This window comes from Mesorhizobium loti (assembly GCF_003148495.1).
In the GTDB taxonomy this organism is placed as follows: Bacteria; Pseudomonadota; Alphaproteobacteria; order Rhizobiales; family Rhizobiaceae; genus Mesorhizobium; species Mesorhizobium loti.
Genome location: NZ_QGGH01000013.1, coordinates 136,313 through 149,673, shown reverse-complemented (window position 1 = coordinate 149,673; position 13,361 = coordinate 136,313). Strand labels below are relative to the sequence as shown.

The 13,361-nt window shown below is 64.5% G+C and carries 12 protein-coding genes; 10 read left to right on the top strand and 2 right to left on the bottom strand.

Going from position 1 to position 13,361, the window contains the following annotated elements; genetic code table 11:
* Nucleotides 1–252: 252 nt before the first annotated feature.
* Genes C8D77_RS30285 through C8D77_RS30275 form a run of 3 tightly spaced genes read left to right on the top strand, consistent with a single transcriptional unit; the run spans nt 253 to nt 4,470 of the window.
* Nucleotides 253–1,992: a relaxase/mobilization nuclease domain-containing protein gene (locus C8D77_RS30285; RefSeq protein WP_109671196.1), complete on the top strand. Its 1,740-nt coding sequence runs from the start codon at nt 253–255 to the stop codon at nt 1,990–1,992.
* 26 nt (nt 1,993–2,018) lie between these two features.
* Complete coding sequence (locus C8D77_RS30280) at nt 2,019–4,007, top strand: conjugal transfer protein TraG (RefSeq protein ID WP_109671173.1); 1,989 nt, start codon at nt 2,019–2,021, stop codon at nt 4,005–4,007.
* Between the two features lie 7 nt (nt 4,008–4,014).
* Nucleotides 4,015–4,470, top strand: coding sequence for a ribbon-helix-helix protein, CopG family (locus tag C8D77_RS30275; protein ID WP_109671172.1), 456 nt, complete (start codon nt 4,015–4,017; stop codon nt 4,468–4,470).
* 59 nt (nt 4,471–4,529) lie between these two features.
* Here C8D77_RS30275 and C8D77_RS30270 read toward each other — a convergent pair whose 3' ends face one another.
* Both C8D77_RS30270 and C8D77_RS30265 read right to left on the bottom strand, forming a co-directional pair.
* Nucleotides 4,530–5,762 (bottom strand): type II toxin-antitoxin system HipA family toxin, encoded by a 1,233-nt coding sequence (locus C8D77_RS30270; protein WP_109671169.1) that lies wholly within the window; start codon nt 5,760–5,762, stop codon nt 4,530–4,532.
* On the bottom strand, nt 5,755–6,339 hold the full coding sequence (locus C8D77_RS30265) for a helix-turn-helix domain-containing protein (RefSeq protein ID WP_109671167.1): 585 nt from the start codon (nt 6,337–6,339) through the stop codon (nt 5,755–5,757). The genes C8D77_RS30270 and C8D77_RS30265 overlap by 8 nt, the downstream gene beginning before the upstream one ends.
* Nucleotides 6,340–6,727: 388 nt before the next feature.
* Here C8D77_RS30265 and trbB point away from each other — a divergent pair, with 388 nt between their 5' ends.
* The 7 genes from trbB to trbL are packed head-to-tail and all read left to right on the top strand — an operon-like array spanning nt 6,728 to nt 13,361.
* Nucleotides 6,728–7,744 (top strand): P-type conjugative transfer ATPase TrbB, encoded by a 1,017-nt coding sequence (trbB, locus tag C8D77_RS30260; RefSeq protein ID WP_109671165.1) that lies wholly within the window; start codon nt 6,728–6,730, stop codon nt 7,742–7,744.
* 35 nt (nt 7,745–7,779) lie between these two features.
* A complete protein-coding gene (locus tag C8D77_RS30255) occupies nt 7,780–8,073 on the top strand; it encodes a TrbC/VirB2 family type IV secretion system protein (RefSeq protein WP_425453769.1) in 294 nt (97 codons plus the stop codon).
* A gap of 29 nt (nt 8,074–8,102) precedes the next feature.
* Nucleotides 8,103–8,369, top strand: a complete 267-nt coding sequence (locus C8D77_RS30250) for a VirB3 family type IV secretion system protein (protein ID WP_206438812.1) — start codon at nt 8,103–8,105, stop codon at nt 8,367–8,369.
* A 14-nt stretch (nt 8,370–8,383) separates the two neighbouring features.
* Nucleotides 8,384–10,837 carry a conjugal transfer protein TrbE gene (gene trbE, locus C8D77_RS30245; RefSeq protein WP_109671158.1) on the top strand — a complete coding sequence of 818 codons (2,454 nt, stop codon included), beginning with the start codon at nt 8,384–8,386 and terminating at the stop codon, nt 10,835–10,837.
* A complete protein-coding gene (trbJ, locus tag C8D77_RS30240) occupies nt 10,834–11,592 on the top strand; it encodes a P-type conjugative transfer protein TrbJ (RefSeq protein ID WP_109671155.1) in 759 nt (252 codons plus the stop codon). Before trbE ends, trbJ begins: the two co-directional genes overlap by 4 nt.
* Before the next feature lie 10 nt (nt 11,593–11,602).
* Entirely contained in the window at nt 11,603–11,998 is a 396-nt protein-coding gene (gene trbK-alt, locus C8D77_RS30235; RefSeq protein WP_109671195.1) for a putative entry exclusion protein TrbK-alt, read from the top strand.
* Nucleotide 11,999: 1 nt separating this feature from the next.
* Nucleotides 12,000–13,361: a P-type conjugative transfer protein TrbL gene (gene trbL, locus C8D77_RS30230; RefSeq protein WP_109671153.1), complete on the top strand. Its 1,362-nt coding sequence runs from the start codon at nt 12,000–12,002 to the stop codon at nt 13,359–13,361.

The window sequence follows — 13,361 nt, the reverse complement described above, 5'->3', positions numbered from 1 at the left end:
AGCCATGAGCGCGTATGGGCGTTTTCGCGCAACCGCAAGCTCCAGCGCACCGTGGCGTGCATGGAGGCGGAATGTGGGCAGAACAACCGGAAGATGGCGAGATAAAAGGCCGCGAGGTGCGGCGTCGATCGGTTGTGTTGTTTCAAGGGGTTATGCCTCATTTCCGCGAGGTGCGAAGATCTGGTGCACCGCACCGGACCGCTGTTTTCCCTGTAATTTCCATGCCTTGGCGCGATGTGCGCGGCCTTCGCCATGACCACCGAGGATGGTTTCCGCATCCGGCCAGGCCGCATCCGCTCGTCCGGTACCCAGCGCGCCCGGCCCTTCATCGCACAGGTGCTTGCCGCCGCCCAGAAGGCTGGCGCCCGTATCTCTCGCTCCGGCCGCATCAGTCCAGGCAACCGCTCGACCTTCGGGCGCGGCCGCTCGGCGAGCGTCCGCGCCAATCGTCTCCTCAGCGGCCGCTCGCGAACCGTGATCATCAAGACACGGCTGGTGCGCCACCATGCCCGCGCCGCGCCGCTTGCCGCCCATCTCACTTATCTGCGCCGCGAGGGCGTCACCCGTGACGGGGGGAAGACAAGGCTATTCGGGCCGGAGACCGATGCGGTTGACGGCGGTGCTTTTGTCGGGCGGTGCGGCGATGACCGGCACCACTTCCGCTTCATCGTCTCACCGGAGGATGCCATCGACATGGTGGATCTCAAATCCTTCGCCCGCGATCTGATGGGCCAGATGGAAAAAGATCTCGGCACGAAGCTCGATTGGGCCGGCGTCGATCACTGGAACACCGACAACCCGCACCTTCACATCATTTTGCGCGGCCGTACGGATGACGGGCAGGATCTCGTGATCTCCCGCGATTACATCAAGGAGGGGATGCGGGCTCGCGCCGCCGATCTTGTCACCCAGGAGCTCGGCCCGCGCACCGATCTCGACATCCGCCGCAATCTACAGCGCCAGGTCGAAGTCGAACGTTGGACCCAGCTTGACCGGCAGCTTGTTCGCGACAGCCGCGAGACAGGCGTCATCGACCTTGCCTGCGCCCCGAACGCCCAGCCCGACGCGTATCACGTGTTGAAGGTCGGGCGAGTGCGCAAGCTCGAGACCCTTGGGCTTGCCGAACAGGTCGGCCCAGGCCAGTGGACGATCGACGACAAGGCCGAGGCGACGCTGCGCGAGCTTGGCGAGCGCGGCGACATCATCAAGCGGATGCACCGTGCGCTTACCGAACAGGGCATTGAGCGCGGCGCGTCGAACTATGTGCTGGCGGCGGAGCGTCTCGACACGCCGATCGTGGGTCGACTGGTCGACCGCGGCCTTGATGACGAGTTGAAGGGGAGCGCCTACGCCGTGGTCGATGGTACCGATGGCCGTACGCATCACATCAAGCTGTTCGACCTCGATGCCGCCGGCGACAGCGCTCCGGGTTCTATCGTTGAGCTGCGCAAGTTCCATGACGCGCAGGGGCATCCGCGCGCAGCACTCGCTGTCCGTTCCGATCTCGATATTGAGCGGCAAACAACCGCCGCCGGCGCAACCTGGCTTGACCGCCAGAATATCGCCCGAGAACCGATTGCGCTGTCCGAAGCCGGCTTCGGTGCCGAGGTACGGCAGGCGATGCAGCGGCGCGCCCACCATCTCGTCGAACAGGGCCTTGGGGAGCGGCATGGCCAACGCATCAGCTTCACCCGCAACCTGCTCGACACGCTGCGTCGCCGCGAACTGGAGGCGCTCGGCCAAAAGCTCTCGGCCGAAACCGGCCAGCCATTCAACCGCGTTCGCAGCGGCGAGTTTGTGGCCGGTTCGTACCGGCAACGCTTCGCGCTCGCCTCCGGCCGCTTCGCCATGCTCGATGACGGCTTCGGCTTCCAACTGGTACCTTGGACGCCCTCCTTGGAAAAACATCTTGGTCGCCACATCTCTGGCGTCGCTCGAAATGACGACGGCATCGACTGGAGTTTTGGCCGCAAGCGAGGCCTCGGCCTCTAACCTCCTTGTGAAGAAAGGACGACTTTATGTCCGCCACCAAAATTCTCTGGGGCCAGATACTCGCGGTCTTCGCGATTGTGCTTTTCACGACCTGGGGTGCGACGGAGTGGGTGGCCTGGCGCCTGGCGTTCCAGCCCGTGCTCGGCAGGCCGTGGTTTCGAGTCCTCGGCTTCCCGTTTTACCTTCCGCCGTCCTTCTTCTGGTGGTGGTATGGCTTCGATGCCTACGCGCCGTCGATCTTCGTGGAGGGAGCCTTTATCGCGGCTTCCGGCGGTTTCGCCTGCATCGCCGTCGCCATCGGCATGTCAGTCTGGCGGGCTCGCGAGGCCAAGAAGGTCGAGACCTATGGCTCGGCGCGCTGGGCCGACAACCAGGAGGTCAAGGCAACCGGCCTTCTCGGCTCCGATGGAGTGGTGCTTGGGCGATATGACGGCGCCTATCTGCGCCACGACGGACCGGAGCACGTTCTGTGCTTTGCGCCCACACGTTCGGGCAAGGGCGTCGGCCTTGTCGTCCCGTCGCTGCTGACCTGGCCGAGCTCAGCCGTCGTCCACGACATCAAGGGCGAAAACTGGCAACTCACGGCGGGCTTTCGCGCCAGGCATGGCCGGGTCCTGCTGTTCGATCCCACCAATCCGAAATCCTCTTCCTACAATCCGCTGCTCGAGGTGCGCCGTGGCGAATGGGAAGTCCGCGACGTCCAGAACATCGCTGACATCCTCGTCGATCCCGAAGGGTCGCTCGAGCGGCGAAACCATTGGGAGAAAACCAGCCATGCTCTCTTGGTCGGAGTGATCCTGCATGTCCTCTACGCCGAGCCGGACAAGACGCTTGCCGGCGTCGCCGGCTTCCTCTCCGATCCAAAGCATCCGATCGAATCGACGCTGTCGGCGATGATGAAGACGGCGCATCTGGGTGAGGCGGGTCCGCACCCGGTTATCGCCAGTGCAGCGCGGGAGCTGTTGAACAAATCCGACAACGAGCGCTCCGGCGTCCTCTCCACCGCCATGTCGTTCCTCGGCCTCTATCGTGATCCTGTCGTGGCCGAGGTCACGCGCCGCTGCGACTGGCGCATCACGGATCTTGTCGACGACAAGCGCCCGACGACGCTCTACCTCGTTGTGCCGCCGTCCGACATCAACCGGACCAAGCCGCTCATTCGCCTGATCCTCAATCAGATCGGTCGCCGCTTGACTGAGGATCTGCAGGTGAGGGCGAAAGGGCACCGGCTGCTCCTCATGCTCGACGAGTTCCCGGCGCTTGGCCGCCTCGACTTCTTCGAGTCTGCGCTTGCCTTCATGGCCGGCTACGGGCTGAAAAGCTTCCTGATCGCTCAATCCCTCAATCAGATCGAGAGGGCGTACGGCGCCAACAACTCAATCCTCGACAATTGCCACGTCCGGGTAAGCTTTGCCACCAACGACGAGCGCACCGCCAGGCGGGTGTCCGATGCGCTCGGAACAGCAACGGAGATGCGGGCCATGAGGAACTATGCCGGCCATCGGCTTTCGCCCTGGCTTGGTCATCTCATGGTCTCGCGTTCGGAGACGGCTCGCCCGCTGCTCACGCCTGGCGAAGTGATGCAACTACCGTCCACCGACGAGATTGTCATGGTCTCGGGCGCGCCGCCGATCCGCGCCAAAAAGGCGCGCTATCATGAGGATGCCCGTTTCGCGGAGCGTATTCTACCGCCGCCGATGCTTGCGGCGGCGTCAGCGGTAGAGGGGAGACCCGATGACTGGACAAAACTGCCTCTGGCTTCCCGTGCCCGGATTGCGGAGGGTTCGGTGGCGCCGTCGGCCGTCGATGAGGATCCAACCGAATCCGAGCGTCGTCACCAACCTGAGCTCAGTCGGGTCGAGCCGGTCGTGGAGCCTGCGATCGAAAACGAATTCGAGATCGATCACCGCGACGACATCGAGGACGAAGTTGCCCGCAACCGTGGACTGACGCGCCTCATGCAGGGCATTGCACGGCAGGCGTCGCTCGACCCTGGCGACGGCGTGGATATGTGAGGGTCCCATGACTAAGCCACCCCGCAAGCAGCGCCTGTCCGTCTATCTCGATCCGAAGGTCATGAGCAGACTGGCCGAATATGCGGCGCGCCGTGATTTTTCTCGCTCGCTGGTCGCGGAGGCGGCCATCGAATCGTTTCTCTCGCCCGATGCCGCCGAGCGACAGGAGGCAGCGATCACCAAGCGGCTCGACCAGCTCGATCGCCGTATGACGCGCCAGGAGCGCGATCTGGCAATTGCCGTTGAGACGCTCGCCGTTTTCGTCCGCTTCTGGCTGGCGACAACCCCGGCTTTGCCCGAGTCCGCGGCGCAGGCTGCTCACGCCAAGGCTGGCGAGCGCTATGATGCCTTCGTCACAGCGCTCGGCCGGCGCCTGGCGAAAGGACCGAAGCTCCGGCAAGAAATCAGTGAGGACATCGACGCCGGTTTCGACACACTCAAGACCGGCGAGCCCGGGCGATAGCCGGACGGTCGGATCACCGGCGGCGCGGATCGGCGGATCGCCGGCGACACGGCCAGTGCTCAGGCCTCGGCGATCAGGGCAAGGTTTTGCAGGTGAGCGTCTATCGTGTCGGCGACGGAGCGCGCGATGGGAAGCGTCTTCTTCGCCTCGGGCCATTCGTCGCGGAAGCGGGTGACGGTTTCGCGCGCCGTATCGACGACCGGCTTCTCGGGCAGATGCGCCTTCGCCGCGAGGTAACGGAGCTCGTCGAACGAGAGCTCGCGCATGCGCTTGGTGCGGGCATATTTGATGGCGGCGAACTCGTCCTGCATGTAGGGAATTGTCGATAGGAAATCATAGGCTGGAGCGAGCGCCGCTGAGCGCCGATCGGGATAGATCACCGACCAGTTCTTGAGGTGCATGTCGGCATTGCCGATCAGCGTGTTGAAGACGAGCCGGCGGATGAACTCGCAGGCACCACCGTCTCCGGCCTCAACGCCAAGCACGGTCGCAATGTTGCGTGCGCTTGCGCGCTTGTATTTGTCGTCCGGCCACACGCCGAACACCTGGGCGAAATCCTCGACATGCACCGGACCGTCGCCGCTGCGGTCGAAGCGCCGGATGGCCAGTGCCTGGCCCTTCATACTGCGCATTCCTTCGGGAAGGCCGTCGATCGCATCGACGTCGAGGAGTTGCACCTCTGGCACGTCCATGCCGAGCCTGGCCGCAAGACTCATCATCGAGAATTCGTTTTCGGGGACGCCGTCGTAGAGCTGTGAGGGCAGTTTGACGATCCACGATCCGCCGACGCCGTCAGCTGGGATCGTAAGCCCGCCGCCCTTTCCGGTGTTCTTCACCGCCGAGAACTTCAACTGCACGCCCGCGAGTGAAAATCGCAGGGCATTGCTCCGGCGCGCGCGGCGTGCTCCCGCGTCGCCCTCCTCCCTCAGATCTGGCCAGGCTTCTGCGTCCGCCGGCACGATGGTGAGCGCACCGGGAAGGTCGCGGCCGAGAACCCAGAGCAGGAAGAATTCGCGCTTTTCGCTCACGCCCGCGCGCTCGGCAAGGTAGGCCCGCAGCGGCCCTTCCGGCAGGAGGTTCGCAAAGAACGGAGGAACCCTGACATTGAACGGACGGAATTCGGTCAGGAGCTGCCCGTACTGGTCCTCGAACGACAGGCTGAGCGTGGCCCGCTCGGGATTGTCGATGTAGGCCTTGTCGAAGGCAAACAGAGTACGATCGCCCGGAATGAGCGTGAGCGTTGCGATCTTCTCGCCATAGAGGCGGACATCGAGGACGGAAACGTCAGGCATCCTCGTTCTCATCGTCGAGTTGGTATGCGGGGCGGGGCATTTCGGGGAGCGCGTGGGCGATCCTGTTGCGCAGTGCTCCAAGCTGCTTGGAGGCGCGCTCGATGGCCGCAGCCGCGCCAGCGCCGGCCGGCAGCTTCATCAGCTTTTCGGCGATGGCACGCAGCGTGTCGAGATCGGTTTTGCCCAACCGAAAGTTCGCAAGCTCGCGCAGCGTCTGATCGAGACGCTTGAATTCGCCAGGGTCGGGATGGTCGCGGTGCAGCCTTGCAAGGGCAGCCTGGGCGCGATTGAACACCACGGCGCGCTGGCGGTCTTCGCCGCTGAGCGTTGCGTAAGCGTTGCTGACGACGGCTTCGACCGCGGCCAGGGCCTTGCGCGGCACCAAAACCAGTTCGTAGTCGAGCGCTCGTGCGAGCTCAACCAGGCTCGAAAGCCTGAGGTCGGTCCCGCCATTTTCAATCTTCGAAATATGGCTTTGGGGAACGCCAATGCGAGCGCTGAGGTCGCGCTGGCTCAGCCCGCTCTGCTCGCGGGCATTGCGGAGCGTCTGGAGAATTTCGTCCGTAGAATAGAGCATTGATATGCCTCTACATATCGTTTTCCAAATTTGATATGCGTAAATATATCATTTAACGGAAGATTTTGCAAACACTGATATGTAAAAACATATCGCGGCCCTGCGGCGATCTGTTATCGTAGATCAGACCTCCTCAACCTGTCGAGCCAGGCAGGAGGGTGGCATAGCCAGCGCGGCAACGACGTTGAGTCGGTGCCGCGGCTCCTCCGGACCAAAGTCTGGCGCGAAATCCGCAATCCGGGCCGCCGGTCCGAACCGCCGACCGCCTGTATTTGCACGCTACCCTACGACGCCTCGACAAAGCTGTTGAATCCACTCGAGATGCGGCTCTCTTAATCATCCCCGTCCTGGGGCCTTCCTTGTTCCCCCGGATCGAAATGGGGACAGGATGGCAGCTTCGCATCACAATTCAGAAGGCCTCGAGCGCGGCGCACGCATGTTGCGCACAGCGCTCGGCCCTGCGATCGCAAGCTATCTCGACGACGCGGGCATCGTCGAAGTGATGCTCAATCCCGATGGGCGTTTGTGGATCGACCGGTTGTCCGAGGGGTTGTCCGACACAGGAGAGCGCCTGTCGGCGGCGGACGGCGAGCGTATCGTTCGCCTCGTCGCCCATCATGTCGGTGCCGAAGTCCATGCCAGCGCGCCACGCGTCTCGGCCGAGCTGCCCGAAACGGGGGAGCGGTTCGAGGGACTTCTTCCTCCCGTCGTCGCAGCGCCCGCCTTCGCGATCCGCAAGCCCGCCGTCGCTGTTTTCACCCTTGAAGACTATGTCACGGCCGGGATCATGTCGGCGCGCCAGGCCGACGCGCTGCGCCAGGGCGTTGCCACCCGCGCCAACATTCTTGTCGCTGGCGGCACATCCACGGGCAAGACCACGCTGATCAACGCGCTGTTGGCCGAAGTGGCCAAAACCGCCGATCGCGTCGTCATCATAGAGGATACGCGCGAGCTGCAATGCGCCGCGCGCAATCTCGTTGCGATGCGCACGAAAGACGGCGTCGCGTCGCTCTCCGATCTCGTTCGTTCATCGCTGCGCCTGCGCCCCGACCGCATTCCGGTCGGCGAAGTGCGCGGAGCCGAGGCGCTCGAACTGCTCAAGGCGTGGGGCACCGGCCACCCTGGCGGTCTCGGTACGATTCACGCCGGCAGCGCCATTGGCGCGCTGCGACGGATGGAACAGCTCATCCAGGAAGCTGTCGTCACGGTGCCGCGAGCGCTGATCGCCGAGACGATCGATTTGGTTGCCGTCCTTTCCGGCCGTGGCTCCGCCCGACGGCTGTCCGAACTCGCCCGTGTCGAGGGCCTTCGCCCGGACGGCGATTATCGCGTTGCGCCCGCCCTCCGCGAGGAGGACGACCGCCCGACCTTGCTCATCCAAAACCCCGAAGGAGAAAATCCGTGATCCAATGCCTGCGCCTCGCGCGCCATCGTCTCGCCATCACTGTCTCCGCTCCCACGCTCATCCTGGTGATGGCCGCGCCCGCTCATGCCTCAGGCTCGTCGATGCCGTGGGAACAGCCGCTGCAACAGATCCTCCAGTCGATCGAAGGCCCGGTCGCCAAGATCATGGCGGTCATCATCATCATCGTTACGGGTCTGACGCTCGCCTTCGGCGACACGTCGGGCGGCTTCCGTCGGCTCATCCAGATCGTGTTCGGCCTGTCCATCGCTTTCGCGGCATCGAGTTTCTTCCTGTCGTTCTTCTCGTTTGGCGGCGGAGCGCTGGTCTGATGGTGGGTGGTGTCGAACAGAGCGGCGCAATGCCCGACTACGCAGTGCCGGGTTACACGGTCCTCGTGCACCGCGCACTGACCGAGCCGATCCTGCTCGGCGGCGCCCCGCGCGCCATTGCCATCATGAACGGGACGCTCGCCGGCGCGGTGGGACTGGGGCTGCGCCTGTGGCTCGTCGGCATCGCAATCTGGGCGATCGGCCATGTTGCCGCCGTCTGGGCCGCTAAGCGTGATCCGCTCTTCGTCGACGTCGTTCGTCGGCATCTGCGCATCCCGGCACATCTCACTGTCTGAGCGAGGTCGCGCCGATGATGAAACTTGCCGAATATCGCAACCGTAGCAGCCGGCTCGCCGACTTCCTGCCCTGGGCGGCATTGGTCCGCGTCGGCGTGGTCCTCAACAAGGACGGCAGCTTCCAGCGGACCGCGCGCTTTCGCGGCCCCGATCTTGACAGCGCCGTCCCGGCCGAACTGGTCGCCGTCGCCGGCCGGCTCAACAATGCCTTGCGCCGTCTCGGCTCCGGCTGGGCGATGTTCGTGGAGGCGCAACGCCATGCCTCGACCGGCTATCCCGACAGCCACTTTCCGGATGCGGCCTCCACGCTGGTCGATGCCGAGCGAAAGGCTGGCTTCGAGGAGGCTGGTGCCCATTTTGAGTCCAGCTACTTCCTGACGCTCACCTATCTTGCGCCCGCCGAAGACACGGCGCGCGCGGAAAGCTGGCTTTACGAAGGGCGCGAGAAGAAGGGCCTGGACCCCAATGCGGTGCTGACCGGGTTCACTGACCGCAGCGACCGCCTCCTGCGCCTTGTCGAAGCCTTCATGCCGGAGTGCCGCTGGCTCGATGACGCCGAGACGCTGACCTATCTGCATGGCTGCGTCTCGACCAATCGCCACCGTGTCCGCGTTCCCGAAACGCCGATGTATCTCGATACCGTGCTGGCCGACCAGCCGCTGACCGGCGGGCTCGAGCCGCGCCTTGGCGCATCGCATCTGCGCATTCTCACGGTCACGGGTTTCCCGACCGCGACCACGCCGGGTCTGCTCGACGACCTGAACCGGCTGGCCTTCCCGTATCGCTGGTCGACCCGCGCGATCCTGCTCGACAAGAACGATGCGACCAGGCTGCTGACAAAGATCCGGCGTCAATGGTTCGCCAAGCGCAAATCGGTCGCCGCGATCCTCAAGGAGGTGATGACCAACGAGGCTTCCGTCCTCGTGGACACCGACGCCGCAAACAAGGCCGCCGATGCCGACATGGCGCTGCAGGAACTCGGCGCCGACTATGCCGGCATGGCCTATGTCACCGCGACGGTGACGGTTTGGGACGACGATCCCCGCACCGCCGACGAAAAACTGCGCCGGGTCGAAAAGGTGATCCAGGGCCGCGATTTCACGGCAATGATCGAAACCATCAACGCCGTCGACGCGTGGCTCGGCAGCCTGCCGGGTCATGTCTACGCCAACGTCCGTCAGCCTCCCATCTCAACGCTCAATCTCGCCCACATCATCCCGCTTTCCGCGGTGTGGGCAGGCGAGGTGCGGGACGAGCATTTTGCAGCGCCCCCTCTGCTCTTCGGCAAGACCGAAGGCTCGACCCCGTTCCGGCTTTCGCTTCATGTCGGCGACGTCGGCCATACGCTGATCGTCGGCCCGACCGGCGCCGGCAAGTCCGTGCTTCTGGCACTGATGGCGCTGCAGTTCCGCCGCTATGCGGGGTCAAAGGTTTTCGCCTTCGATTTCGGCGGCTCGATCCGAGCCGCCGCACTCGCCATGGGCGGCGACTGGCACGATCTCGGCGGCGATCTCAGCGATGGGGCGATCGACAGCGTCAGCCTTCAGCCGTTCGCCCGCATTCATGATGTCCCCGAGCGCGCCTGGGCCGCCGACTGGATCGTGGCGATCCTGACGCGCGAGAATGTGACGATCACGCCTGAGGTCAAGGAGCATATCTGGACGGCGTTGAGCTCTCTGGCGTCCGCGCCCGTCGAGGAGCGCACCATCACCGGTCTGGTCGTGCTGCTGCAATCAAATGATCTCAAGCAGGCATTGCGCCCCTATTGCGTCGGAGGCCCCTACGGCCGGTTGCTCGATGCCGAGCGCGAGCATCTCGGATCGGCGTCGGTCCAGGCATTCGAAACCGAAGGGCTGATCGGAACGGGTGCCGCGCCCGCGGTCCTGTCCTATCTCTTTCATCGCATCGAGGACCGGCTCGATGGCTCGCCAACCCTTCTCATCATCGACGAAGGCTGGCTTGCGCTGGATGATGAGGGCTTTGCCGGCCAGCTCCGCGAATGGCTGAAGACGCTGCGCAAGAAGAACGCCAGCGTCATCTTCGCCACGCAGTCGCTCAGCGACATCGACGGCTCGGCGATCGCGCCGGCGATCATCGAGAGCTGCCAGACCCGGCTTCTCCTGCCGAACGAGCGCGCCATCGAGCCGCAGATCACGGCGATCTATCGCCGCTTCGGCCTCAACGACCGGCAGATTGAGATCATCGCACGGGCGATGCAGAAGCGCGATTACTACTGCCAGTCCCGTCGCGGCAACCGGCTGTTCGAGCTTGGGATGTCCGATGTGGCGCTCGCGCTCTGCGCTGTATCCGCGAAAACCGACCAGGCCGCGATCACCCGCATCGTCGCCGAGCATGGCCGAGACGGCTTCCTCGCAGCCTGGCTCAGCCACCGCGACGTGGGCTGGGCCGCTGAACTCGTTGCCGCACTCACCAGCCCCGCCCTCACCAACAAGGAGAAGTCCCCATGAAAATACGCCGTTCACTTGCCATGCGGCTCGCTGCCGCCCTGCTTGCCGTACCCGCCGCATTCTCGCCCATGCTGGCGACGCCGGCACAGGCGCTCATCGTTTTCGATCCCTCGAACTATTCGCAAAACGTCTTGACGGCAGCGCGCTCGCTCGAGCAGATCACCAACCAGATCACCTCGCTTCAGAACCAAGCGCAGATGCTGATCAATCAGGCGCGCAATCTCGCGACCCTGCCGTTCTCCTCACTGCAACAACTCCAACAGTCGGTGCAGCGCACCCAGCAATTGCTCGGTCAAGCGCAAAACATTGCCTATGACGTCCAGCAGATCGATCATGCCTTCCAGCAGAAATACGGCAACGTCTCGCTGTCGGCTTCAGATCAGCAACTCGTCGGCGACGCGCGCTCGCGCTGGGGCAACACGGTTGGTGGCCTTCAGGATGCCATGCGTGTGCAGGCGGGCGTCGTCGGCAACATCGACACCAATCGCAACGAGATGTCGGCGCTCGTCGGCCAGAGCCAGGGTGCGACCGGCGCGCTTCAGGCAACACAGGCCGGCAACCAGCTCCTCGCGCTTCAGGCGCAGCAACTCGCCGATCTCACCGCAGTCGTTGCCGCGAACGGTCGGGCGCAGGCGTTGCAATCGGCCGAGCAGGCCACCGCCGCCGACCAGGGCCGGGAGCAGCGCCGCCGCTTCCTGACGCAGGGCTCGGGCTACCAGCCCGGCAGTGCGCAGATGTTCTATGGCAAGAACTGAGGCCGGCGCCATGGAAGGCAAGATCTTCGCTCGCATCGGCGCAGTCGTCTTCATGGCGATCGCTTTGACAGTGACTGTGATCGAGATGAGCACCAAGGACGATGAGCCTGACGCCCCGGCGATGCGGGACCGTTCCATCGCGTCACAAGACCCGCTCGCGTCCGAATTGCGCCGCTGTTCCCGGATCGGCGAGGCCGGTCCTCGCGATCCCGGCTGTCTGAAAGCGTGGGCAGAAAGCCGGCGCCGGTTTCTCGGTCAGCAGGCACCGGCAACGGCGACTGCTCCGGTAGCGCCGACAACGCGGTTTCCGGATGTAGCGGCGTCAGCCAACCGGAAAGAAGGAAAGCGGAGGGATGTGACAGCTCCCGCGATGCAGGTCGAGCCGCCCCGGCCGGAGATTCGCTGACATGGGCGGCATGGGCGTCATCGACCATTTCCTCGAAGTCTTCACGCGCTACATCGACGGCGGCTTCGGCCTGCTCGGCGGCGAGGTCGGCTTCATCGCCACGACCCTGATTGTCATAGACGTGACGTTGGCGGCGCTCTTCTGGTCCTGGGGGGCGGACGACGATATCATGGCGCGCCTCGTCAAGAAGACGCTGTTCGTCGGCGTCTTCGCCTATCTCATCTCCAACTGGAACAATCTCGCCCGCATCGTCTTCGAAAGCTTCGCCGGGCTTGGCCTGAAGGCCTCGGGAACGGGTTTTGCCGTCGACGATCTCATGCGCCCGGGTAAGGTGGCGCAGACCGGGCTCGACGCCGGCCGGCCGTTGCTGGACTCGATCTCGAACCTGATGGGCTATTGGTCCTTCTTCGAGAACTTCATCCAGATCGCCTGCATGTTCTTCGCCTGGGCGCTGGTGCTGCTGGCCTTCTTCATCCTGGCAATCCAGCTTTTCGTCACCCTGATCGAGTTCAAGCTGACGACGCTCGCCGGTTTCGTGCTGATACCCTTCGGTCTGTTCGGCAAGTCCGCCTTCATGGCCGAGCGGGTGCTCGGCAACGTCATTTCGTCCGGCATCAAGGTGCTGGTGCTCGCCGTCATCATCGGCATTGGCTCGACACTTTTCTCCGAGTTCACCGCAGGGTTCAGCGGCAACACGCCGTCGATCGACGACGCGATGGCGATCGTGCTGGCCGCGCTGTCGCTGCTTGGCCTTGGCATCTTTGGACCTGGCATCGCCAACGGGCTCGTCTCCGGCGGTCCGCAGCTTGGCGCGGGCGCGGCGGTCGGTACCGGGCTCGCCGCCGGCGGCATGGCAGCAGTGGGCGCCGCGACCGCCGGCGCCGTCGTGTCCGGAGGCGCGGTCGTCAGCGGCGGTGCTGCGGCGGCGGCCCGTGGCGGTGCCGCCGCCGCGGGCAGGGCATCCGCAGCCTACGGCCTTGGCGCGGCCGGACAGTCAGGTGTTTCAGTCGTCGCATCAGGTCTCGGCGGTGTCATCAGCGCCGGTGCCCAGGGTGCCATCTCACCGCTGAAGCGCGCGGCCAATCATGCGGCAGGCAGCATGAAGCACAGCTTCCAGTCCGGCGCTCGCGCTGCCTTCGAGACGACGGGCGGATCCTCCACTGCTGGCACAGTCGGCGCAAACGCCGCCGAAGTCGCGTCCGCTTCCGTTGCGTCCTCCGCCACCGAAAGTCAGCCCGCCTGGGCGAAGCGCATGAAGCGCTCACAACAGATGACCCATGGCGTCCAAGCCGCCGCCCACGCCGTTCGCAGTGGCGACAGCCATGGCGGCGGCTCCTCTATCAACCTCTCGGAAAGAGACTGA

Bases quoted from the DNA above. Each gene is read 5' to 3' on its own strand.
- C8D77_RS30285 (WP_109671196.1), top strand. From the start codon at position 253: ATGACCACCGAGGATGGTTTCCGCATCCGGCCAGGCCGCATCCGCTCG.
- C8D77_RS30280 (WP_109671173.1), top strand. From the start codon at position 2,019: ATGTCCGCCACCAAAATTCTCTGGGGCCAGATACTCGCGGTCTTCGCG.
- C8D77_RS30275 (WP_109671172.1), top strand. From the start codon at position 4,015: ATGACTAAGCCACCCCGCAAGCAGCGCCTGTCCGTCTATCTCGATCCG.
- C8D77_RS30270 (WP_109671169.1), bottom strand. From the start codon at position 5,762: ATGCCTGACGTTTCCGTCCTCGATGTCCGCCTCTATGGCGAGAAGATC.
- C8D77_RS30265 (WP_109671167.1), bottom strand. From the start codon at position 6,339: ATGCTCTATTCTACGGACGAAATTCTCCAGACGCTCCGCAATGCCCGC.
- trbB (WP_109671165.1), top strand. From the start codon at position 6,728: ATGGCAGCTTCGCATCACAATTCAGAAGGCCTCGAGCGCGGCGCACGC.
- C8D77_RS30250 (WP_206438812.1), top strand. From the start codon at position 8,103: ATGCCCGACTACGCAGTGCCGGGTTACACGGTCCTCGTGCACCGCGCA.
- trbE (WP_109671158.1), top strand. From the start codon at position 8,384: ATGATGAAACTTGCCGAATATCGCAACCGTAGCAGCCGGCTCGCCGAC.
- trbJ (WP_109671155.1), top strand. From the start codon at position 10,834: ATGAAAATACGCCGTTCACTTGCCATGCGGCTCGCTGCCGCCCTGCTT.
- trbK-alt (WP_109671195.1), top strand. From the start codon at position 11,603: ATGGAAGGCAAGATCTTCGCTCGCATCGGCGCAGTCGTCTTCATGGCG.
- trbL (WP_109671153.1), top strand. From the start codon at position 12,000: ATGGGCGGCATGGGCGTCATCGACCATTTCCTCGAAGTCTTCACGCGC.